Origin of the sequence: Inquilinus sp. CAU 1745, from assembly GCF_039839375.1 — a bacterium.
GTDB lineage: Bacteria > Pseudomonadota > Alphaproteobacteria > DSM-16000 > Inquilinaceae > JBDOQU01.
Genome location: NZ_JBDOQU010000008.1, coordinates 111410 through 131896, shown reverse-complemented (window position 1 = coordinate 131896; position 20487 = coordinate 111410). Strand labels below are relative to the sequence as shown.

22 protein-coding genes are annotated in these 20487 nt (G+C 65.4%); 19 read left to right on the top strand and 3 right to left on the bottom strand.

The genetic code is table 11. The annotated features are described in order from the left end of the window. Positions 1-12 precede the first annotated feature (12 nt). The 5 genes from mak (at position 13) to AAFN89_RS11800 (ending at position 5231) form a co-directional block, all read left to right on the top strand. The gene (mak, locus tag AAFN89_RS11820; protein ID WP_347539251.1) at positions 13-915 is read left to right on the top strand and encodes a fructokinase; all 903 of its coding nucleotides are present in this window, start codon (positions 13-15) and stop codon (positions 913-915) included. Positions 916-1053: 138 nt separating this feature from the next. Next, positions 1054-2226: an extracellular solute-binding protein gene (locus AAFN89_RS11815; RefSeq protein WP_347539250.1), complete on the top strand. Its 1173-nt coding sequence runs from the start codon at positions 1054-1056 to the stop codon at positions 2224-2226. A 144-nt stretch (positions 2227-2370) separates the two neighbouring features. Then, a complete protein-coding gene (locus AAFN89_RS11810; protein ID WP_347539249.1) occupies positions 2371-3450 on the top strand; it encodes an ABC transporter ATP-binding protein in 1080 nt (359 codons plus the stop codon). Next, on the top strand, positions 3443-4327 hold the full coding sequence (locus tag AAFN89_RS11805) for an ABC transporter permease (protein ID WP_347539248.1): 885 nt from the start codon (positions 3443-3445) through the stop codon (positions 4325-4327). Before AAFN89_RS11810 ends, AAFN89_RS11805 begins: the two co-directional genes overlap by 8 nt. 10 nt (positions 4328-4337) lie before the next feature. Then, positions 4338-5231: an ABC transporter permease gene (locus AAFN89_RS11800; protein ID WP_347539247.1), complete on the top strand. Its 894-nt coding sequence runs from the start codon at positions 4338-4340 to the stop codon at positions 5229-5231. Between the two features lies 1 nt (position 5232). Here the strand turns inward: AAFN89_RS11800 and AAFN89_RS11795 are convergent, their stop codons facing one another. Together AAFN89_RS11795 and AAFN89_RS11790 are read right to left on the bottom strand one after the other, a co-directional pair. Further along, positions 5233-5718, bottom strand: coding sequence for a glycosyltransferase family 9 protein (locus tag AAFN89_RS11795; protein WP_347539307.1), 486 nt, complete (start codon positions 5716-5718; stop codon positions 5233-5235). Positions 5719-6205: 487 nt separating this feature from the next. After that, positions 6206-6592: a DUF6165 family protein gene (locus tag AAFN89_RS11790; RefSeq protein ID WP_347539246.1), complete on the bottom strand. Its 387-nt coding sequence runs from the start codon at positions 6590-6592 to the stop codon at positions 6206-6208. A gap of 214 nt (positions 6593-6806) precedes the next feature. Between AAFN89_RS11790 and AAFN89_RS11785 the strand changes: the two genes are divergently transcribed. From AAFN89_RS11785 to AAFN89_RS11750, 8 genes are all read left to right on the top strand, one after another. Continuing rightward, positions 6807-8324, top strand: coding sequence for an aldehyde dehydrogenase family protein (locus AAFN89_RS11785; protein ID WP_347539245.1), 1518 nt, complete (start codon positions 6807-6809; stop codon positions 8322-8324). 93 nt (positions 8325-8417) lie between these two features. After that, complete coding sequence (locus tag AAFN89_RS11780; RefSeq protein ID WP_347539244.1) at positions 8418-9377, top strand: ABC transporter substrate-binding protein; 960 nt, start codon at positions 8418-8420, stop codon at positions 9375-9377. Positions 9378-9438: 61 nt separating this feature from the next. Further along, the gene (locus tag AAFN89_RS11775; protein ID WP_347539243.1) at positions 9439-10341 is read left to right on the top strand and encodes an ABC transporter permease; all 903 of its coding nucleotides are present in this window, start codon (positions 9439-9441) and stop codon (positions 10339-10341) included. Continuing rightward, positions 10338-11132 carry an ABC transporter ATP-binding protein gene (locus AAFN89_RS11770; RefSeq protein ID WP_347539242.1) on the top strand — a complete coding sequence of 265 codons (795 nt, stop codon included), beginning with the start codon at positions 10338-10340 and terminating at the stop codon, positions 11130-11132. Before AAFN89_RS11775 ends, AAFN89_RS11770 begins: the two co-directional genes overlap by 4 nt. An 82-nt stretch (positions 11133-11214) precedes the next feature. Beyond that, positions 11215-11799 (top strand): hypothetical protein, encoded by a 585-nt coding sequence (locus AAFN89_RS11765; RefSeq protein WP_347539241.1) that lies wholly within the window; start codon positions 11215-11217, stop codon positions 11797-11799. A 71-nt stretch (positions 11800-11870) separates the two neighbouring features. Beyond that, positions 11871-12362 (top strand): GNAT family N-acetyltransferase, encoded by a 492-nt coding sequence (locus AAFN89_RS11760; protein ID WP_347539240.1) that lies wholly within the window; start codon positions 11871-11873, stop codon positions 12360-12362. Positions 12363-12434: 72 nt separating this feature from the next. Next, positions 12435-14270 carry a dihydroxy-acid dehydratase gene (gene ilvD / locus AAFN89_RS11755; protein ID WP_347539239.1) on the top strand — a complete coding sequence of 612 codons (1836 nt, stop codon included), beginning with the start codon at positions 12435-12437 and terminating at the stop codon, positions 14268-14270. Positions 14271-14274: 4 nt separating this feature from the next. Next, positions 14275-14658, top strand: a complete 384-nt coding sequence (locus AAFN89_RS11750) for a DUF423 domain-containing protein (protein ID WP_347539238.1) — start codon at positions 14275-14277, stop codon at positions 14656-14658. A 7-nt stretch (positions 14659-14665) separates the two neighbouring features. Here the strand turns inward: AAFN89_RS11750 and AAFN89_RS11745 are convergent, their stop codons facing one another. Next, positions 14666-15010 (bottom strand): metalloregulator ArsR/SmtB family transcription factor, encoded by a 345-nt coding sequence (locus AAFN89_RS11745; RefSeq protein ID WP_347539237.1) that lies wholly within the window; start codon positions 15008-15010, stop codon positions 14666-14668. A gap of 178 nt (positions 15011-15188) precedes the next feature. Here AAFN89_RS11745 and AAFN89_RS11740 point away from each other — a divergent pair, with 178 nt between their 5' ends. The 6 genes from AAFN89_RS11740 (at position 15189) to AAFN89_RS11715 (ending at position 20483) form a co-directional block, all read left to right on the top strand. Beyond that, positions 15189-15419, top strand: coding sequence for a sulfurtransferase TusA family protein (locus AAFN89_RS11740; RefSeq protein ID WP_347539236.1), 231 nt, complete (start codon positions 15189-15191; stop codon positions 15417-15419). Further along, positions 15416-16345, top strand: a complete 930-nt coding sequence (locus AAFN89_RS11735; RefSeq protein WP_347539235.1) for a histone deacetylase family protein — start codon at positions 15416-15418, stop codon at positions 16343-16345. Before AAFN89_RS11740 ends, AAFN89_RS11735 begins: the two co-directional genes overlap by 4 nt. A 95-nt stretch (positions 16346-16440) precedes the next feature. Further along, positions 16441-16692 (top strand): exodeoxyribonuclease VII small subunit, encoded by a 252-nt coding sequence (locus AAFN89_RS11730; RefSeq protein WP_347539234.1) that lies wholly within the window; start codon positions 16441-16443, stop codon positions 16690-16692. After that, on the top strand, positions 16689-17591 hold the full coding sequence (locus AAFN89_RS11725) for a polyprenyl synthetase family protein (protein ID WP_347539233.1): 903 nt from the start codon (positions 16689-16691) through the stop codon (positions 17589-17591). The genes AAFN89_RS11730 and AAFN89_RS11725 overlap by 4 nt, the downstream gene beginning before the upstream one ends. Positions 17592-17734: 143 nt before the next feature. Further along, positions 17735-19651 (top strand): 1-deoxy-D-xylulose-5-phosphate synthase, encoded by a 1917-nt coding sequence (gene dxs / locus AAFN89_RS11720; RefSeq protein ID WP_347539232.1) that lies wholly within the window; start codon positions 17735-17737, stop codon positions 19649-19651. A gap of 79 nt (positions 19652-19730) precedes the next feature. Beyond that, positions 19731-20483 (top strand): TerC family protein, encoded by a 753-nt coding sequence (locus AAFN89_RS11715; RefSeq protein ID WP_347539231.1) that lies wholly within the window; start codon positions 19731-19733, stop codon positions 20481-20483. Positions 20484-20487: the final 4 nt, after the last annotated feature.

Genomic DNA, 20487 nt, shown 5'->3' with positions numbered 1-20487 from the left:
TCGGCGGTTTCCATGCGTATCGGCATCGACCTCGGCGGCACCAAGATCGAAGCGATCGCCCTTGACGATCAGGGCGTGGAACTGGGGCGGCGGCGGATGCCGACGCCCCGGTTCGACTATGACGGGTCGATCCGCGCCATCGTGGATCTGGTGGGGCATCTGGAGACGGAGACCGGTCAGCGCGGGACGGTAGGCGTCGGGATGCCGGGCGCGCTGTCGCGGGTCACCGGCATGGTCAAGAACGCCAACTCCGTGTGGCTGAACGACAAGCCCTTCGACCGTGACCTGGCGGCGGCGCTGGACCGTCCCGTCCGCTGCACCAACGACGCCAACTGTCTGGCCGTCTCCGAGGCGACGGACGGATCGGCTGCCGGCGCGGGAGTGGTCTTCGCCGTCATCGTCGGGACGGGGGCCGGCGCCGGCGTGGCGATCGGCGGCCGCGTCCATGACGGGCCGAACGCGGTGGGCGGCGAATGGGGCCACAACCCGCTTCCCTGGGCGCATGAGGATGAAATACCGGGACCCGACTGCTATTGCGGCAAGAAGGGCTGCCTGGAGGTCTGGGTGTCCGGCACCGGCATGATGGGCGACTTCCGACGCTCGACCGGCCGTGAGCTTTCGGGGGCGGAGATCGTCGCCGCGGCCGGCGCCGGCGATCTGGAGGCGGCAGCGGCGCTGACCCGCTATGAAGGCAGGTTGGCGCGCGGGCTGGCCCATGTCGTCAACATCCTGGACCCCGACGTGATCGTGCTGGGCGGCGGTATGTCGAACGTCGCCCGGATATACGACACCGTGCCGGCGTTGCTGTCCGCTCATGTCTTCGGGGGCGAGTGCTCGACGCCCGTCCGCCCGCCCATGCATGGCGATTCCAGCGGCGTCAGAGGCGCGGCCTGGCTCTGGCCGCTGGAGGGCTGACACCCCGCCCAAGTCGGTTTCGACGCCGGTATGGATAAAATCCGAAATTGCCGCCAAACTGTCATCGACGGGCGCTATGGTGCGCGTCTTCCCGCCAGGTCGAATCCACTGGCGGCACATGATAATCGGGAGGCAACCTTGGACACCAAGTCTCACGCTCCGACCTCCGGCGCCAAGACCATGAGCGCCGCGAAGAGCTTCACCCGCCGCACGCTGCTGAAGGCGTCCGCGGCGTCAGCCGTCGCCCTGGCTGCCGGGCCGTTCCTGATGCGCCGGTCCTGGGCGCAGTCGGGCGAGCTGAAGATCTTCTCCTGGGCCGGTTATATCTCCGACGAGATGCTGGCGGATTTCGAATCGAAGACCGGCATCCGGGCGATCTACACCCCCTATGGCGATCAGGGGGAGGCGCTGAACCAGCTTCGCGCCACCGGCGGCGCCGGCTTCGACCTTGTGCAGCCGACGGTCGACCGTGTGCCTGAATTCGTCGCCGAACAGGTTCTCCAGCCGCTGGACGAAAGCAAGGTCAACTGGGATGGCTGCATCCAGTCGGCCATCACCGGGTCGGTCGACCGGGGCGGCGTGATCGACGGGAAGCGCTATCTGGCGCCGTCCGACTGGGGCACCGAAGCCATCGCCTATGACATGAACCAGGCGCCGCTTGAATATGGCACGGCCAGCTACGGCTCCCTCTGGAACCCGGATTATGCCGGCAAGGTCACGTTGCGCGGCCATTCGGGGCTGGTCGGTATTGGCCTGTGGATGGAAGCCGACGGCAAGCTGCCGCACCCGATGCTGGACTCCTTCAAGTCCGAAGAGGTGATGCGCGCCAATTACGACGCGATCCTGGAAACCGCCATCGCCAACAAGCCCTCTGTCGCCACCATGTGGGCGAACGAGAACGAGGCCCAGGCCGCATTTCGCACCAATGGCTGCATCATCGGCCAGACCTGGGACGGCACCGCCGCCAGCCTGCGCAAGGAAGGCCTGCCCATCCGCTACATCGCGCCGAAGGAAGGCGCGCTGGCCTGGCTGGAAGGCTTCGCGCTGACGGCAGGGGCGGAGAATGTCGAGCAGGCCTATGAGTGGATCAACTGGTACTACACGCCGGAAGTCGGCGCGATGTACACCGCCCACTCCGGCTACAACACCACCTCCAAGGGCGCCGAACAGTTCCTGTCGGAGGAAGCCCGCCAGTTCTTCGCCGACGCCTATCCCGGCGACGCGCTGGACAAGCTGTGGTGGTGGCCGATCCAGGAATCCTGGTTCGTCGCCGCCCGCAACGAGTACCAGGACCGGTACCTGTCGGCCTGATGGCTTAAAATACCCCCCTCACCCAACCCTCTCCCACGAGGGGAGAGGGCTAACAACTTACCCTCTCCCCTCGTGGGAGAGGGAGGGACCCGACCCGAAGGGGCGGGAGGGTGAGGGGGCTTCCCCTACATGTAAAGTCACCTCATGAGCCAGAATGTCGAACTCGACAGCGTGGTCATGCGTTTCGGCACCTTCACCGCGGTGAAGGGCGTCTCGCTGGAGATCGCTGAGGGTGAATTTTTTTCGTTTCTCGGACCGTCGGGCTGCGGCAAGACGACGATCCTGCGGATGATCAGCGGCTTCATCGAACCGACCGAAGGCGCGGTTCGGATCGGTGGACAGGACATGCGCGGCATCGGGCCCAACAAGCGGCCGACCGGCATGATCTTCCAGAACCTGGCCCTGTTCCCGCTGATGACGGTGGCGGAGAACATCGCCTTCGGGCTGGAGGTCAGGAACGTCTCAAAGGCTGACCGCCGCCGCCGCGCCGAAGACCTGCTCGATCTGGTCGCCCTCACGGGGTCGGCCGACAAGAAGGTGGCCGAACTGTCCGGGGGACAGCGGCAGCGGGTCGCGATCGCCCGCGCTCTCGCCGTGGAGCCGGAGGTGCTGCTGCTGGATGAGCCGCTTTCCGCGCTGGACCTGAAGCTCCGCCAGCACATGCGGGCCGAATTGCGGGACATCCAGCGGCGCACGGGCGTCACCTTCATCTACATCACCCATGACCAGGGTGAGGCGCTGACCATGTCGGACAGGGTCGGCGTCATGTCCGACGGGGTGCTGCAGCAGGTCGGCGCGCCGGAGGCCATCTACGGCGCGCCGGAAACCGCCTTCGTCGCCTCCTTCGTCGGGGAGAACAATCGTTTCGATGGCGTGGTTTCGTCGGTCGGGGAAGGGGAGGCGGTGGTCGACACCGCCCTCGGCCCGCTGCGTGGCCGCGTCTCCAACGGTATCAGGCAGGGGGACCGCGCCTCGATCTTTGTCCGGCCGGAGAGGCTTGCGCTCGGCGTCGGCGAAGGCGGGGAGAACCGCTTCTCCGCGCCGGTCGACCATCGGAATTTCGAAGGCTCGTTCGTTCATCTGGTGGTTCAGGGACCATCGGGCCGGCCCATCACCATCCAGTTGCCCAACACCGGGGACTTGCGGACGCCGGAGCCCGGACAGAAGCTGGACCTGGCGTTCCGCCCCGCCGACGCCATGGTGCTGGCGACCGCCGATGGCTGAGTTCTTCAGGCGCTACGGCATCGGGCTGGGCGGCGCGATCATCCTCGTCACGCTTTTCTGGGTGGTGATGATGGTCGTCCTGCCGCAGGTCCAGATGGTCAATTTCTCCTTCAAGCCGGATCTTCTGCCGGCCGAGGTCGGCGGGCCGAAGGATGTCTACACCTTCAGCAACTATCGGACGCTCTGGGACAACACGATCCACCGGGCGATCTTCTTCAAGACCATCTGGGCCAGCGCGCTCGTCACCTTCTGCACCCTCGTCACCTGCTACCCGATCGCCTTCTATCTCGCGCAGGTCGCCCGGGGTCAGCGCGCGGCGGCGATGGTGCTGATGCTGGTGATCCCGTTCTGGATCAACGAGATCCTGCGCACCTTCGCCTGGTACATCATCCTTTCCTACAGCGGGCCGCTGAACATGCTGCTCCTGGCGCTGGGCCTGATCGACGAGCCGATCCGTTATCTCAACGGCAATGCCGGCGTCATCGTCGGCATGGTCTACGCCTACATCCTGTTCATGGTCTTCCCGCTCTACAATTCCCTGGAGAGCCTGGACCGCAACCAGATCGAGGCGGCGCGCGACCTTGGCGCGTCATGGCCGCGCATCCACTGGCGGATCGTCATTCCGCACGCCAAGCCAGGCATCGCCACCGGCTGCATCATGACCTTCATGCTGGCCGCCGGCAGCTATGCCGTGCCGGCCATCCTGGGATCGTCCTCCAGCCGCTGGTTCACGGAGATCATCTATAACTGGTTCTTCCAGGGCGGCGACTGGAACCAGGGCGCGGCCTACGCGATCGTCCTGCTGCTGCTCTGCATCGTCTTCATCCTCGGCATGCTCCGGGTCTTCCGGGTCTCGCTCGGCGACATAGCGAAGTAGGGCGGCGGCCATGACTTCTTCCCGCATCCTGGCATGGACCGTCCGGCTCTACCTGCTGGCCTTCTTCGGCTATCTGTTCCTTCCCCTCGTCATCATGGGCGCGGCGACGTTCAACGAGAGCCGCTTCCCCACGATCACGCCCTGGATGGGCACGACGCTGAAATGGTTCGGCGAACTGGCCGAAGACAGGGCGATGTGGAGCGGGCTGTGGACCAGCCTGGTCATTGGCGCGGGCGTGGTCGCCACCGCCGTGCCCGTCGGCATGGCCGCGGCGCTGCTGCTGTCGGCGCTGCACAAGCGCGCGCGGACCTTCGCCTACGCCGTCATGGTGTCGCCCCTGCTGACGCCCGGCGTCATCATCGGCATCTCCACGCTGATCTTCTGGCAGCGGTTCGACGTTGGCGGCGGGGTGTTGCTGACCGTGATCGCGCAGACCACCTACATCGCCGCCTATGTCATGCTGATGGTGCTGGCGCGGATGCAGCGCTTCGACCGGACGCTGGAGGAGGCGGCGCTGGATCTCGGCGCGACCCAGATGCAGGTCTTCCGCCGGATCACGCTGCCCTATCTCCGCCCGGCGCTGCTGGCCGGCGGGTTCATCGCCTTCCTGCAGAGCTTCGAGAACTACAACACCACCCTGTTCGTGCGCGGCGTCGACACGACCCTGACGATCTATATCGCGTCCAAGGTCCGCACCGGCGTCACCCCGGCGGTCAACGCGCTGGGGCTGATCCTGATCGCCGTCACGATCCTCGCCGCGATCGCCTATGAGATCTATCGCCGCCGGGAACTGGCCCGCGCCGCCGCCGCCCGCCGGGAGGCCGACGCCGCCGACGCCGCGCTTACCGGCCGTTTCGGGACGCAGCCGGCAGGGTCGACGAGGAAGGGAAAAATCGGGCTGTAGCCTATCCGACCTGATGCCGAGCGATCAGTGCTCGAACTCTTTCATAAACAGTGGCTGGGTCGAGCAAATTCAGGCGATCCACTTGAAGGGCCGAGAAGCGCTCTCTCTCAATCCCCGTTGACGCAGGCGAGTGGGCGCCACCGAATAGCGCCAGGCCGGGAATGCCGAGATGCGCCGCAAGATGAGATGGGCCGGTATCGTTACCGATCACGAAAGCTGCGCGATTAAGGACCGCCGCCAAACCAAAATAGTTCAGGTAAGGGCCAGTGCCCGTAATCGTGGTTCCTGGAATCGTCCGAGATAGCTCTAACTCATCGGGACCAGGTACCGTGACCACCTGATATCCGTCGTCAATCAGCATTGCGGCTAAGGCGGCGTACCCTGGCCACCGTTTCTCGGGGTGTCGGGCTGATGATCCCGGTATCACAACTATGAAGCGCCCCGGGAGTTGTTCCGTAAGCCAGCGGTCAATCTCTTCGTCAACCATCCATAGCGGGCGCGGGGCTATGCTATGTGTTGGCTTAATTCCAAAAGACTCAACCCTTTCCGTAATACGTTCCAGCACGTTGCGTCCGGCTTCCGATGCATGGTATGCGGCGTCCCAGCGGGGTGGTGAGCCGGGCCACGGGACGGAAGGGAGCATCCATCGGTGATAGAATAATGTTCGTTTAGTCTGCTGCAGATCATAGACCCCGGCAAACTGACCGTTCCGGAGACAGCGTCGCAAAATCGACATGCGGTCTAGACGCCATCGTGGCGCTCGCTCATCCAGAATAATGTTATCGACCCATGGGCACCTATCGAAGAGTTTGCGGTAGGCCGGGACAGTTAGTACGGAGATATTATCGGCTAGGTGATGTCTTCTGATATCGCGTAGGGCGCCATCGATGAGAAAAATATCGCCTAGGGACCCTAATTTTATAACAAGATAGTTCGACATTTATGTAGCATAGATTGTTTTATTTAAGTATTTTTTATTTTTTATAATATTCTTTTTCCTCTATTAAGTCGGACCCAAGCATTAAATTCATATCTCGTTTGAGCGCGGCGCGACGATCATTAGTTTGATAGACTGCGCGCGCTAGTGCTATGAACTTCTCGCTGAAATCGCCGGCAGCTTCGCAAGCTCTGATATCGTTCTCGATATCCCACAGGCGTTCGTTAACAGCTTTCAGGCGTAAGATCGTTTCGGCGACTTCATCTAGTGATTTTCCGGCCTGATCACGCGCGGATCGCAAGACGGTTAACTCTGAGACGACACTCGTTTGCTTGTTTTCGTCAACGATTCTCTCGGCTTTAATTTCAAGAATCGTGATTTTGTCAAGAAGTTCACCCCAAGATATGGGAACCACTACGGTCATCGCAGTCGCATTCCAGCGTTGGTTACAGAAAGCATTGTGAACGCACTGTCATGATTGAGTTTAACAAAGTCAATCCGCCTGTTGCGGCTAGGCTGTATCACCCATGTCCTCTCCGACTGGCGCGCCGCTTGCGGTGGCGCGTCGGCGGCGATAGGAATGGCGCGCAAATCAGTCCGGCTTCGTTGGCCGGTCCCCGTTTTCTTGGAGAGTTTCGATGGACGTGCAGGATCTTTACGCAGCCCTGGGCCTTGAAGCCGGCGCGACGGCCGGCGGGACGCTGGTCGTCCGCTCGCCCATCGACGGCGCGGAGATCGCCCGGGTCGCTGAACATTCCGCCGGGGATGTCGACGCCGCCATCGACCGCGCCCACGGCGCCTTCCTGAAATGGCGCGCGGTGCCCGCCCCCCGGCGCGGCGAACTGGTGCGCCTGCTGGGCGAAGAGCTTCGCGCCCATAAGGACGAACTCGGTCGCCTCGTCAGCCTGGAGAACGGCAAGATTCTTCAGGAAGGGCTGGGCGAAGTGCAGGAGATGATCGACATCTGCGACTTCGCGGTCGGCCTCTCCCGCCAGCTCTACGGCCTCACCATCGCGTCGGAGCGTCCGGGTCACCGCATGTCGGAGACGTGGCAGCCGCTCGGCCCCGTCGGCGTCATCAGCGCGTTCAACTTCCCCGTCGCCGTGTGGAGCTGGAACGCCGCGCTCGCTTTCGTCTGCGGCGACCCGGTCGTCTGGAAGCCCAGCGAGAAGACGCCTGTCACGGCGCTCGCCTGCCAGGCGATCATGCGCAAGGCGATGGAGCGCTTCGGCGGCGATGCGCCCGAAGGGCTTCTGGAGGTCGTCATCGGCGGGCGGGAGATCGGCGAACGACTGGTCGACAATCCGAAGCTGCCGCTGATCAGCGCCACGGGCTCCACGGCGATGGGCCGCAAGGTCGGCCTGCGCGTGGCGGACCGGCTCGGCCGCTCGCTGCTGGAACTGGGCGGCAACAACGGCATGATCGTCACCCCTTCGGCCGATCCGGCGATGGCGGTGCGGGCGATCCTGTTCGGGGCGGTCGGAACCGCCGGGCAGCGCTGCACGTCGCTGCGCCGACTGTTCGTCCATGACAGCATCTACGACACGCTGATCCCGGCGCTGAAGAGGGCCTATGACGGCATCACGGTCGGCAATCCGCTGGACGCCAAGACGCTGGTCGGTCCGCTGATCGACGAAGCCGCGTTCGAGGGCATGGAGAAGGCGCTGGCGGCGGCCAAGGCCGATGGCGGCAAGGTCCATGGCGGTGGCCGGGTGACCGACGGCATCCTGGCCCACGCCTTCTACGCCCGACCGGCCATCGTTGAGATGCCCGGCCAGACCGACATCGTGCGGCATGAGACCTTCGCTCCGATCCTCTATGTCATGAAGTATTCGGATTTCGAGGAGGTGATGGCGCTCCACAACGGCGTGCCGCAGGGGCTTTCTTCCTGCATCTTCACCACCGATGTCCGGGAGGCCGAGCGGTTCCTGTCCGCCACCGGCAGCGATTGCGGCATCGCCAACGTCAATATCGGCCCCAGCGGGGCTGAGATCGGCGGCGCCTTCGGCGGGGAGAAGGATACGGGCGGCGGCCGTGAGAGCGGATCGGACGCCTGGAAGGCCTATATGCGCCGCCAGACGCAGACCGTGAACTACTCCACCGAACTGCCGCTGGCGCAGGGCATCACCTTCGATCTGGGCGACGCCGGCCTCTGATTCCTTGACCCGGATAGGTCGCATGCGTCCTAATCCGGGTCCTCGCGGCGCGCCAAGACGCCGCCGGTCATTGATTTATGGGAGGTATCCATCATGAATTCCGTCCGCCTGGGCGCCCTTGCCGGCGCCGCGGCCATCGCCCTCGGGATCGCGACCCCTGTGGCGGCCGAGCCGGTCAGCGTCTATGTCACGGCCATCGTGGAGCATCCGGCGCTGGACGCCGCCCGCGACGGCGTGCGCGACGAGCTTGAGGAGCAGGGCTTCGAGCTGGATTTCGAGTATCAGAGCGCCCAGGGCAACCCGGCGACGGCAGCCCAGATCGCGCGCCAGTTCGTCGGCGAAGGCCCCGATGTGATCGTGCCGATCTCCACCCCCTCGGCCCAGGCCGTGGTCGCGGCGACGCAGGACATCCCAGTTGTCTTCACTGCCGTCACCGATCCGGTCGGCGCGCAGCTTGTCGAGGATCTGGACGCGCCGGGCGGCAACGTCACCGGCGTTTCGGACCTCTCGCCGCTAGAGGATCATCTGAAGCTGATCCGTGAGATCATGCCCGAAGCCGAAGGGCTGGGCGTCCCCTACAATCCGGGTGAGGCGAACGCGGTCACGCTGGTCAGCATCCTAAGCGAGATCGCGCCGACCTACGGCTTCAACATCGTCGAGGCGCCGGCGCCTCGGACGGCCGACGTGCTGGGCGCGGCGCAGAGCCTGATCGGCAAGGTTGACGCCATCTATGTTCCGACCGACAACACCATCGTCTCGGCGCTGGAGGCCGTCCTCTCCGTCGGCGCGGACAGCGACATCCCCGTCTTCTCCGGCGACACCGACAGCGTGGAGCGCGGCGCGATCGCGACGGTCGGTTTCGATTACTACCAGGTCGGCCGTCAGACGGGCGAAGTCGTCGCGCGCGTCCTGAACGGTGAGGATCCGGGGACCATCCCGGTCCGCAACGCGTCGGGGACCGATCTCTTCGTCAATCCGGCGGCGGCGGAATCGATGGGCATCGAACTGTCTCAGGAACTGATCGACCGCGCCCATACGGTTGTCGGTCAGTAAACGTCAATGATCATGGAGCCCCGCGCCCGTCCGGCGCGGGGTTCTGCTTTTTGAGGAACAGATGAGCCTAATCGCCTTTCTGGGCGCTATCGAGATCGGCCTCGTCTACGGTCTGGTCGCTCTCGGCGTTTTCCTGAGCTTCCGCGTGCTTGATTTCCCCGATCTCACGGTCGACGGCAGCTTTCCGCTCGGCGCGGCGGTGACCGCGACCCTGATCGTCAACCAGCAGGATCCCTGGTTCGCGACCCTGGCGGGGACGCTGGCGGGCGCGCTGGCGGGACTGGTGACGGCCTTCCTCAACGTGCGGTTCAAGATCCTGCACCTGCTGGCCAGCATCCTGACCATGATCGCGCTCTTCTCCGTCAATTTGCGCATCATGGGCCGGCCCAACGTCGCAGTGATAAACCAGGAGACGATCCTGACGCCGTTCGAGGGGCTGGGCCTCTCCCAATACCAGTTGAAGCCGCTGTTCGTCGGCGTGCTGGTGCTGGCGGTGACGTTGCTGGTCTCGCGCTTCCTCAACAGCGAGTTCGGGCTGGCGATGCGCGCCACCGGGGCCAACGCCCGGATGGCGCGGGCGCAGGGCATCTCCACCTCCTTCCACACCTATGTCGGCATGGCGATCTCCAACGCGCTGGTCGGGCTGGCGGGTGCGCTGTTCGCCCAGACCAACGGTTTCGCCGACGTGACCAGCGGCGTCGGCACCATCGTCGTCGGTCTGGCGGCGGTCATCCTGGGCGAAACCCTGATCCGCACCCGGTCGATCCTCTGGATGGTGATGGCCTGCATCGTCGGGTCGATCCTCTACCGCATCGCCATCCAGCTGGCGCTGGGGGCGGATTTCCTCGGCCTCCAGGCATCGGACCTGAACCTTGTCACGGCCGTCCTTGTCGCGCTCGCGCTCATCCTTCCGGGAATGCGGAATCCCTTCCGGTCGATGTTCCGCCAGGGGAACGGGCGATGATCGAGGTCAGGGACATCCACGTCACCTTCGGGCGCGGCACGCCGCTGGAGACTCACGCCCTGCGCGGCGTCGACCTCATGATCCCGGAAGGGCAGTTTGTCACGGTCATCGGCTCCAACGGCGCGGGGAAGTCGACCCTTCTCAACATCGTCACCGGCGACGTGCCGGTGGATGGCGGGAAGGTGCTGGTGGACGATACCGACGTCACCGGCTGGTCCGCGCCGCGTCGCGCAGGTTTGGTCGCCCGCGTGTTCCAGGACCCGATGGCCGGGACCTGCGAGGCCCTGTCGATCGAGGAGAATCTGGCGCTGGCCTATGCCCGCGGCCGTCGCCGCGGCCTGGGACGCGCGCTGGACGGGAACCGAAGGGCGTTCTTCCGCGATCATATAGCGGAACTCGGGCTGGGCCTGGAGGACAGGCTGGGCGATCGGATGGGCCTGCTGTCGGGCGGTCAGCGGCAGGCGGTCAGTCTGCTGATGTCGACCCTGGCCGGCATGAAGATCCTCCTGCTGGACGAACATACCGCCGCGCTCGACCCGCGGACCTCAGCCTTCGTGCTGGACTTGACGAAGCGGATCGTCGCCGAACACGGGCTGACCGTCATGATGGTGACCCACTCCATGCGCCACGCGCTCGATCATGGCGATCGGACGATCATGCTGCATGAGGGGCGGATCGTCCTGGATGTATCCGGAACGGAGCGTTCGGGCCTGGACGTGCCGGACCTGCTGGGGCTCTTCTCCAGGGTGCGCGGCGAGCAATTGGCGGATGACAGCCTGCTGCTGGGGTGATCCGCGCCATCGTGCCGTCAAGATGGCCCCAGACGATGACCAGAGACGATGGCGATCGTAACCGAACGGAGGAGAGACGGGCATGATCCGCATGCGATGGCTGATGGCCTCCCTGATGATCGCGGCGACCCTCGCCGGAGGACCTTCCTGGGCGCAGACTTGGCGGCCGATGCCGCCGGAGGAAGCCCATCTCGTCGTGCCGGTCTCCGCCTTCGGCAGCGGGAATATCCGGCGCTACGTCATCGACCTCAACACCACCGTCCGGTATGAGCGCTGGGTGACGCCGATCGATCCCTCGCGGCGTTTCTTCCAGCTCGTGCTGCGCGAATCGACGGCGGGCGTTCCTGTCCGCGAGGAAGCCGATCTTCGCGAATTCGTCGTGAAAAGCTGGGGCGCGGAAGACGCGACACGCTTCGCCTGGGGTGAGCAGGGGACCATCGCCACCCCGCTGGGACCATCGGAATATGAGCATTTCTCCGTCGGCGATATCGGCTGCGTCGCCTTCCAGACCTTCTTCGGCGGGATGTCCAGCGGGGGCGGGAGCGGCAACTATCCGGCGAACGCGCTGAAGGGCCTCTATTGCGATCCCGTCTTCCGGCGCATCCCCGACACCGATATCCAGAACACCATCCCCTCGATCGGCGTGACGGCGGAGGTCGCGCGGTAGGCCTCCACCGTCTCGCTCTATTGAAGCCGGAAGGCCGGCGGACGATACAGGCTATAGGTAGGGCCACCGCCATGCGCCATTCCCCCGCAATGCGGGATGCGGAAAGCGTCGACATCGATCCCTTGGCGCGGCTTTGGCACGACGGATGGCGGGACGCCCATGCTCGCATCCTTCCCGCCGAATTGGCCAGGCGTCGCACCCTCGAGAGCTTCCGCCAGAGGCTTGCCGATAATCTGGCCCACACGCGCGTGGCGGGTGCGCCGGGCCACCCCACCGGCTTCTGCATGGTCAAGCAGGACGAACTCTACCAACTCTATGTTTCGGCGGACGCGAGAGGTTCGGGAATCGCGGCCGCTCTGCTCGCCGATGGCGAAAACCGCCTGTCCGCCTGTGGCGTGACGACCGCCTGGCTGGCATGCGCGATCGGCAACGACCGTGCCGCACGATTCTACGAGAAGAACGGTTGGCATCGGAAAGGACCTATGACCAGCGAACTGGAAACGCCTGACGGCATCTTCCGGCTTGAGGTCTGGCGTTACGAGAAGCCTCTTCATCAATCATGATCGATGCGACTTGCGTCAAGCACACCGTCCTGCTCTGTTCGGAGCGACACGCAAGCAGAAGATGACAGCCCGATGCCAGCCTATCGTTCAAGAACCACCACGCATGGCCGCAACATGGCCGGAGCCCGCGGCCTCTGGCGCGCGACCGGCGTGAAGGACGGAGATTTCGGCAAACCTATCATCGCCGTGGTCAATTCCTTCACCCAGTTCGTTCCCGGCCATGTCCATCTGAAGGATCTGGGCCAGCTCGTCGCGCGCGAGATCGAGGCGGCAGGCGGCATCGCGAAAGAGTTCAACACCATCGCGGTGGATGACGGTATCGCCATGGGGCATGACGGCATGCTCTACTCGCTGCCGTCGCGTGAGATCATCGCCGACAGCGTCGAGTATATGGTCAACGCCCATTGCGCCGACGCCATGGTCTGCATCTCGAACTGCGACAAGATCACGCCCGGCATGCTCAACGCGGCGATGCGGCTGAACATCCCCGCGATCTTCGTCTCGGGCGGACCGATGGAGGCCGGCAAGGTCGTTCTGCGCGGCAAGACTCAGGCGCTGGATCTGGTCGACGCCATGGTCGCCGCCGCGGATGAGAATGTCTCGGATTCCGATCTGGAGGTCATCGAGCGCTCGGCCTGCCCGACCTGCGGTTCGTGCTCGGGCATGTTCACGGCGAACTCTATGAACTGCCTGACCGAGGCTCTTGGCCTCTCGCTGCCGGGCAACGGGTCGACGCTTGCCACCCATGAGGACCGAAAGCGCCTGTTCGTCGAGGCGGGCCATCTCATCGTGGACATTGCAAGGCGCCATTACGAACAGGACGATGCTTCGGTCCTGCCGCGCAACGTGGCGAACAAGCAGGCTTTCGAGAACGCCATGTCGCTCGACATCGCCATGGGCGGCTCCACCAACACGGTGTTGCACATCCTTGCCGCCGCGCATGAGGGCGGGATCGACTTCACGCTGGACGACATCGACGCGCTGTCGCGCAACGTGCCCTGCCTGTCGAAGGTCGCCCCGGCCAAGCAGGACGTGCATATGGAGGACGTCCATCGCGCCGGGGGCATCATGGCGATCCTTGGCCAGTTGGAGGCGGGCGGGCTGATCCACCGCGACACGCCGACGGTCCATGCGCCCACTCTGGGCGAGGCGATCGACCGCTGGGCGATCGACCGCACCGAAAGCGAGAGCGTGCGCGATTTCTTCAAGGCGGCTCCGGGCGGCGTTCCGACGCAGACCGCCTTCAGCCAGAACGCCCGTTGGGAAGAGCTGGATCTCGATCGCGAAAAGGGCGTGATCCGTTCGGTCGCACATCCCTTCTCGAAGGATGGCGGTCTGGCGGTCCTCAAGGGCAATATCGCGCTGGATGGCTGCATCGTGAAAACCGCGGGCGTGGATGAATCCATCCTGAAGTTCATCGGTCCGGCAATCGTCTATGAAAGTCAGGACGCCGCCGTGGCGGGCATCCTCAACAAGGAGGTCAAGGCGGGCGACGTGGTGGTGATCCGCTACGAAGGCCCCAAGGGCGGGCCGGGGATGCAGGAGATGCTCTACCCGACCAGCTACCTTAAATCGCGGGGCCTAGGCAAAGCCTGCGCGCTGGTCACCGACGGCCGGTTCTCGGGCGGCACTTCGGGGCTTTCCATCGGCCACGCCTCGCCTGAGGCGGCGCAGGGCGGAACGATCGGCCTGGTGCGCAACGGCGACATCATCGAAATCGACATTCCCGGTCGAACGATCAATCTTGCCCTCTCTGACGAGGAGCTGGCGGCCCGCCGCGCCGAGCAGGACAGGCTCGGCTGGAAGCCCGCGGCCCCGCGCAGGCGCAATGTGACCACGGCGCTGAAGGCTTATGCCGCCTTCGCCTCTTCCGCCGACAAGGGGGCGGTCCGTATCCTGCCGGAATAGCCCGATGCGCCGCGCCGACGACGATACCGCGAGGGGAAGACGGCCAGCTTTGCTGGCGGCGGGGCTGCATGGCGCGCTGGCCGTCGGCTTCGGCGCCTTCGCCGCCCACGGTGCGGGTCCGGATGCTGTCGCCCTGCTGGAGACCGGCGGGCAATACCAGCTCGTTCACGCGGTCGCGCTGCTGGCGCTGGCTCCGGCCGGTTTCGCGACCCTATGGCGGCAAATCGCGATTCTCTGCTTCATCCTCGGCCCGCTGATCTTCGCCGGCGCGCTCTACGGGCTGGCGTTCGGCGCGCCGGGAATCCTCGGCGCGGTCGCGCCCATTGGCGGAACCCTGATGATCCTGGGATGGCTGGCGGTGGCCGCCGGCGCCTGGCGCGCCCGCTGAAGCCGGATCAGGCCGCGACTTCGCCGCAGTTCGGGTGGTTGGCGGCGCGGGCCGATTCGCCGGGGCAGTAGATATCGTGGAGCGTCCGCAGGATGCGGATCGCCCGGTCGTCCTGCAGCGAATAGTAGATCGTCTGCGCCGACCGGCGGGTCGTCACCAGATCGTCCTGACGCAATCTCGCCAGATGCTGGGACAGGGCGGACTGGCTCAGATCCACCACCTTCTCCAGCGCGCTGACCGACTTCTCGCCATCCGCCAGCAGGCAGAGAATCTGCAGCCGCTTTTCGTTGCTCATCGCCTTCAGAAGGGCGGTCGCCTTCTGGGTGTTGATCGGCAGGCTGAGCAGGTTCATCGGTAAACACCCAAAAGTGGCAAGTCGTCCGCTAAGAAAGACGGATTATATTTAAAATACAAGAGATTTTGGCGGGCGCCGATCAAAACCGCTCCGGCCGGCCGGCTTCATTGCATGGAATGATGGGGAACGTTACCGTTCGGAGATTCATGATTTCGCCTGAGCGCCCGAATTTCCCATGACAGTCAGCCTGCTGGATGCCCGTGACCTTATCTGCCCGATGCCGGTCCTGAAGGCGCGGAAGGCGCTGAAGGATCTGGCGGCTGGCGACGTGCTGGAGATCCAGGCCACCGACCCGGCGGCCCACAAGGACTTTCCCGCCTTCTGCGAAGCGACCGGCCACAGGCTGCTGGGCGTTGAGGATATCGGCGAGGGCGTCGCTGTCTACAGGATCGAGAAGACGGGGTGAACACGCTCCTGTTCGCCCACGATTCCTGCCTGGATCATGATACCGGGCCGGGCCATCCGGAATGCGCCGCTCGCCTGCGCGCGGTTCGCGCCGCGCTGGAGGGTGAGGCGTTCATGTTCCTCGACCGCCGCGACGCGCCCAGGGCGACGATCGACCAGCTTACCCGCGTCCATCCCGCCGATCATGTCCGCCGAGCCCTGGCGATCATCCCGGAAACCGGATGGCGCGACATCGATGGCGACACGGTCATCTCGCCCGGATCGGGGGAGGCCGCGTTGAGGGCCGCCGGCGCCGTCGTGGCGGCGGTCGATGCCGTGATGGACGGGCAGGGGCGCAACGCCTTCTGCGCCGTCCGGCCGCCCGGCCATCATGCGGAGCCCGAACGGATCATGGGCTTCTGCCTCTTCAACAATGTCGCGATCGGCGCGCTGCACGCCCGGGCGGCCCACGGGGCGCGGCGTGTGGCGGTGGTGGACTTCGATGTCCACCATGGCAACGGCACCCAGGCGATATTCTGGAACGATCCGAACCTGTTCTATGCGTCGATCCATCAGGCGCCGCTGTTCCCCGGCACCGGGCATGCCCATGAGACGGGGGGCCACGGCAATATCGTCAACATCCCGCTGCCGGCCGGCGCGGGCTCTCCGGAATTCCGCGACGCCATGGCCCGTGACGTGCTGCCGGCGCTGGAGCGGTTCGGCCCCGACCTCCTGATGATCTCCGCCGGCTTCGACGCCCATGCGCTTGATCCTCTGGCCGGCCTCGACCTGACGGAGGATGATTTCGCCTGGGCGACTTCCCGGCTCGGCGCACTGGCGGCCGATCTTTGCTGCGGGCGCATCGTCTCGACCCTGGAAGGGGGGTATCATCCGGGCGCGCTGGCGGCTTCCGCGGCGGCCCATGTCAGAGAGCTTCTGATCCTGTGACTCGGGTTGCGGGCGGTCCGGCCCCGGCATAGAGTGCGCGCCTTCCATCGAAGAACCGCGCACCCTTCCTTAATCCCGCAGGAACGGCAGACACCATGGCCGAAACCCCCATTCCTCCCGACATCGCCGGCATGAGCTTCGAAGACGCGCTGGCGGAACTGGAGAAGATCGTCCGCGAGCTGGAAGGCGGCGCGGCCAGGCTGGAGGAATCGATCCACTCCTACGAACGCGGCGCGTTGCTGAAGCGGCATTGCGAGAACAAGCTGCGGGACGCCCAGTTGAAGGTGGACCGGATCGCGAAGGCCGCCGACGGCGCCGTCTCCACTGCTCCGGCTGCTCTTGAATGACGACGGCGCTCGCTCCGACGGTGCAGCCGGCGATCGCTGATGCGGCCGCGCGGGTCGAACGGACGCTCGACCGGCTGCTGCCCAAACCTGTCGATACCGAAGCCCCGCTTTTCGCGGCCATGCGCTACGCCACGCTTGGCGGCGGAAAGCGTCTGCGGCCGTTCCTGGTGCTGTCCGGGGCCAGGCTGTTCGGCGTGGCGGAGGCCTGCGCGCTTCGCGTCGCGGCGGCGGTCGAATGCGTCCACTGCTATTCGCTAGTCCATGACGACCTGCCGGCGATGGATGACGACACGATGCGCCGGGGCAAGCCGACGGTCCATGTCGAATATGACGAGGCGACGGCCGTTCTGGCCGGCGACGCGCTGCTGACGCTGGCCTTCGAGATCCTGGCGAATCCGGAAACCCACGCCGATCCGCAGGTGCGCTGCGCCCTGGTCCATGCGCTCGCGGTGGCCGCCGGCGGCCACGGCATGGTCGGCGGCCAGACGCTGGACATGCTGGCGGAGCGCAAGCAGTTCGACACCGACGCCATCACCCGGCTGCAAAGGATGAAGACGGGGGAGCTTTTCGCCTTCGCCTGCGAGGCCGGGGCGGTGCTGGGGAAGGCGGACGGCACGCGCCGCCAGGCCCTGCACGCCTACGCCCACGATCTCGGCCTCGCCTTCCAGATCGCCGACGATCTTCTGGATGTCGAGGGGCGGGAGGAGGAGGTCGGCAAGAAGACCGGCAAGGACGCGACCGCCGGGAAGGCGACCTTCGTCTCGATCCTGGGGGTGGAAAGGGCGCGGGCGCAGGCGCGCATGCTGGCCGATCAGGCGATCGCGCATCTTGACGTCTTCGAAGACCGCGCCGACATGCTTCGCGCGGTCGCGCGCTATGTCGTGGAGCGCCGGGTGTGACATCTTGGCCCTGCTTGCCGTACCTTTTCCTTATTCCTCTTGCTTAGTCGCAACATCATTCTGGGAATGTCGTTCTCTGAAGATGCGAAAGGGTCATCCGACCCGTTGCCGATGGGCCGGATGAAGGTTGGGAGTTTTTTGACATGTCGTCTCGAAAGCCGTTGCTGGACCGGCTGCACGAACCGGCGGACCTGCGGGCGCTGAAGCCCGATCAGCTACGTCAGGTCGCGGACGAACTGCGGCTGGAAACGATCGACGCCGTCTCCGTCACCGGCGGGCATCTGGGCGCGGGGCTGGGCGTGGTGGAACTGACCGTCGCCCTTCACTACGTCTTCGACACGCCGGCCGACCGGGTGATCTGGGATGTCGGCCATCAATGCTACCCGCACAAGATCCTGACCGGCCGGCGCGACCGCATCCGCACGCTGCGGCAGGCCGACGGCCTGTCGGGCTTCACCCGGCGGTCGGAAAGCCGTTACGACCCGTTCGGCGCGGCCCACAGCTCGACCTCCATCTCCGCCGGCCTGGGCATGGCGGTCGGCCGCGACCTGGCGGGTCGTAAGAACAACGTCGTCTCGGTCATCGGCGATGGCGCGATGAGCGCCGGCATGGCCTATGAGGCGATGAACAATGCCGGCTCGATGGACAGCCGCCTGATCGTCGTGCTGAACGACAACGACATGTCGATCGCGCCGCCCGTGGGCGCCATGAGCGCCTACCTGTCGCGCCTGATCTCCAGCCGGTCCTACAGGTCGTTGCGCCACCACATGAAGGAGCTGGCGGAGAAATTCCCCCGGCCGATCCAGAAGGCGGCGCGGCGGGCGGAGGAATATGCCCGCGGGCTGGTCACCGGCGGGACGCTGTTCGAGGAGTTGGGCTTCTTCTATGTCGGCCCGATCGACGGCCACAATCTGGACCACCTGCTGCCCGTTCTCCAGAACGTGCGCGACGCGGTGGAAGGGCCGATCCTGGTCCATTGCGTCACTCAGAAGGGCAAGGGCTATGCGCCGGCGGAGAAATCCGCCGACAAGCTGCACGCCGTCTCCCGCTTCGACGTCATCACCGGCGCGCAGGCGAAGGCGAAGCCGAACGCGCCCAGCTATACCCGCATCTTCGCCGAAAGCCTGATCGGTCAGGCGGAGAAGGACGACCGTATCGTCGCCGTGACCGCCGCCATGCCGTCGGGTACCGGGCTGGACCTCTTCCAGTCCCGGTTCCCCGACCGCTGCTTCGATGTCGGCATCGCCGAACAGCATGCGGTCACCTTCGCCGCCGGGCTGGCGACCGAAGGGTTCAAGCCGTTCGCAGCGATCTACTCCACCTTCCTGCAGCGGGCCTACGATCAGGTCGTCCACGACGTGGCGATCCAGGGGCTGCCGGTCAGGTTCGCGATCGACCGCGCCGGGCTGGTCGGGGCGGACGGCGCGACCCATGCCGGTTCCTTCGACATCGCCTATCTGGGCTGCCTGCCGGGCTTCGTCCTGATGGCGGCGTCCGACGAGGCGGAACTGGCCCGCATGGTCGCCACCGCCGCGGCGATCGACGACCGGCCATCCGCCTTCCGCTATCCGCGCGGGGAGGGCGTGGGCGTCGAGTTGCCGGCCGACCCCCTGCCGCTGGAGATCGGACGCGGGCGCATCCTGCGCGAGGGGACGAAGGTCGCGCTGTTGAGCTATGGCGGCCGCTTGAAGGAATGTCTCCTGGCGGCCGAGGATCTGGCGGCGCGCGGCCTGTCCGCAACCGTCGCCGACGCCCGGTTCGCCAAGCCGCTCGACGCCGATCTCATCCGGCGGCTGGCGACGGAGCATGAGGTGCTGCTCACCGTCGAGGAGGGCTCCGTCGGTGGCTTCGGCTCCTTCGTGCTCAATCATTTGGCGATGGAGGGGCTTCTCGACCATGGGCTCAGGATACGGCCGATGGCGCTGCCCGACCGGTTCGTCGATCAGGACAAGCCCGAGCGGCAATATGAGGAGGCCGGCCTCTCCGCCTCCCATATCGTCGCCGCCGCGCTCCAGGCGCTGGGAGGCATGGATCGGTCGGAAGCCCCGGCGCGCGCTTGACCCTCGGCGTCGCTTACCTTAGGGCTGCCGCTGATCGTAGCGCGTTCCACGCCTGACCCCGGAAGGATGACCGACGACCATGGATAGTCTGTTCGCACTCGCCGCCAATCCCGCCGCCTGGGTGGCGCTGGCGACCCTGATCGCCATGGAAGTGGTGTTGGGGATCGACAATCTGATCTTCATCTCCATCCTGACCAACAAGCTGCCGGAGGGCCAGCGCGAGAGGGCGCGGCGCATCGGCATCGCCCTCGCCCTGGTCATGCGGCTCGGCCTGCTGGCGACGGTGGCGTTCATCGTCGGACTGACGCAGCCGGTTTTCGAGCTTTTCGGCCATGGCTTCTCATGGCGTGACCTGATCCTGATCGCCGGCGGGCTGTTCCTGGTCTGGAAGGCGACCAAGGAAATCCACCATTCGGTCGATGCAGACCCCGGCCCGGACATGTTCGACAGCGAGAAGGTGACGATGACCTTCGGCGCGGCGATCTTCCAGATCCTGCTGCTGGACATGGTCTTCTCGGTCGACAGCATCATTACCGCCGTTGGCATGACCGACCACATAGAGATCATGGTCATCGCCGTCGTCGTGGCGGTGGCGGTGATGCTGTTGGCCGCCAACCCGCTGGCGAACTTCATCAACGCCAACCCGACCATCGTCATGCTGGCGCTGGGCTTCCTCCTGATGATCGGCATGACGCTGATCGCCGAAGGCATGGGCGCCCATGTGCCGAAGGGCTACGTCTACGCCGCGATGGCGTTCTCGTCGCTGGTTGAGGGGCTGAACATGCTGACCCGGCGGGCGCGCCGGAAGCGTGAGGCGAAGAAGTCCTCCTGAGGCT

Excerpts from the sequence above, each read along its gene's own strand:
- AAFN89_RS11745 (WP_347539237.1), bottom strand. The coding sequence starts at position 15,010 with ATGAACCTGCTCAGCCTGCCGATCAACACCCAGAAGGCGACCGCCCTT.
- AAFN89_RS11730 (WP_347539234.1), top strand. The coding sequence starts at position 16,441 with ATGGCCGAAACCCCCATTCCTCCCGACATCGCCGGCATGAGCTTCGAA.
- AAFN89_RS11765 (WP_347539241.1), top strand. The coding sequence starts at position 11,215 with ATGATCCGCATGCGATGGCTGATGGCCTCCCTGATGATCGCGGCGACC.
- dxs (WP_347539232.1), top strand. The coding sequence starts at position 17,735 with ATGTCGTCTCGAAAGCCGTTGCTGGACCGGCTGCACGAACCGGCGGAC.
- AAFN89_RS11760 (WP_347539240.1), top strand. The coding sequence starts at position 11,871 with ATGCGCCATTCCCCCGCAATGCGGGATGCGGAAAGCGTCGACATCGAT.
- AAFN89_RS11780 (WP_347539244.1), top strand. The coding sequence starts at position 8,418 with ATGAATTCCGTCCGCCTGGGCGCCCTTGCCGGCGCCGCGGCCATCGCC.
- AAFN89_RS11770 (WP_347539242.1), top strand. The coding sequence starts at position 10,338 with ATGATCGAGGTCAGGGACATCCACGTCACCTTCGGGCGCGGCACGCCG.
- AAFN89_RS11795 (WP_347539307.1), bottom strand. The coding sequence starts at position 5,718 with ATGGTTGACGAAGAGATTGACCGCTGGCTTACGGAACAACTCCCGGGG.
- AAFN89_RS11785 (WP_347539245.1), top strand. The coding sequence starts at position 6,807 with ATGGACGTGCAGGATCTTTACGCAGCCCTGGGCCTTGAAGCCGGCGCG.
- AAFN89_RS11775 (WP_347539243.1), top strand. The coding sequence starts at position 9,439 with ATGAGCCTAATCGCCTTTCTGGGCGCTATCGAGATCGGCCTCGTCTAC.
- AAFN89_RS11810 (WP_347539249.1), top strand. The coding sequence starts at position 2,371 with ATGAGCCAGAATGTCGAACTCGACAGCGTGGTCATGCGTTTCGGCACC.
- AAFN89_RS11790 (WP_347539246.1), bottom strand. The coding sequence starts at position 6,592 with ATGACCGTAGTGGTTCCCATATCTTGGGGTGAACTTCTTGACAAAATC.
- AAFN89_RS11800 (WP_347539247.1), top strand. The coding sequence starts at position 4,338 with ATGACTTCTTCCCGCATCCTGGCATGGACCGTCCGGCTCTACCTGCTG.
- AAFN89_RS11805 (WP_347539248.1), top strand. The coding sequence starts at position 3,443 with ATGGCTGAGTTCTTCAGGCGCTACGGCATCGGGCTGGGCGGCGCGATC.
- mak (WP_347539251.1), top strand. The coding sequence starts at position 13 with ATGCGTATCGGCATCGACCTCGGCGGCACCAAGATCGAAGCGATCGCC.
- ilvD (WP_347539239.1), top strand. The coding sequence starts at position 12,435 with ATGCCAGCCTATCGTTCAAGAACCACCACGCATGGCCGCAACATGGCC.
- AAFN89_RS11725 (WP_347539233.1), top strand. The coding sequence starts at position 16,689 with ATGACGACGGCGCTCGCTCCGACGGTGCAGCCGGCGATCGCTGATGCG.
- AAFN89_RS11750 (WP_347539238.1), top strand. The coding sequence starts at position 14,275 with ATGCGCCGCGCCGACGACGATACCGCGAGGGGAAGACGGCCAGCTTTG.
- AAFN89_RS11715 (WP_347539231.1), top strand. The coding sequence starts at position 19,731 with ATGGATAGTCTGTTCGCACTCGCCGCCAATCCCGCCGCCTGGGTGGCG.
- AAFN89_RS11740 (WP_347539236.1), top strand. The coding sequence starts at position 15,189 with ATGACAGTCAGCCTGCTGGATGCCCGTGACCTTATCTGCCCGATGCCG.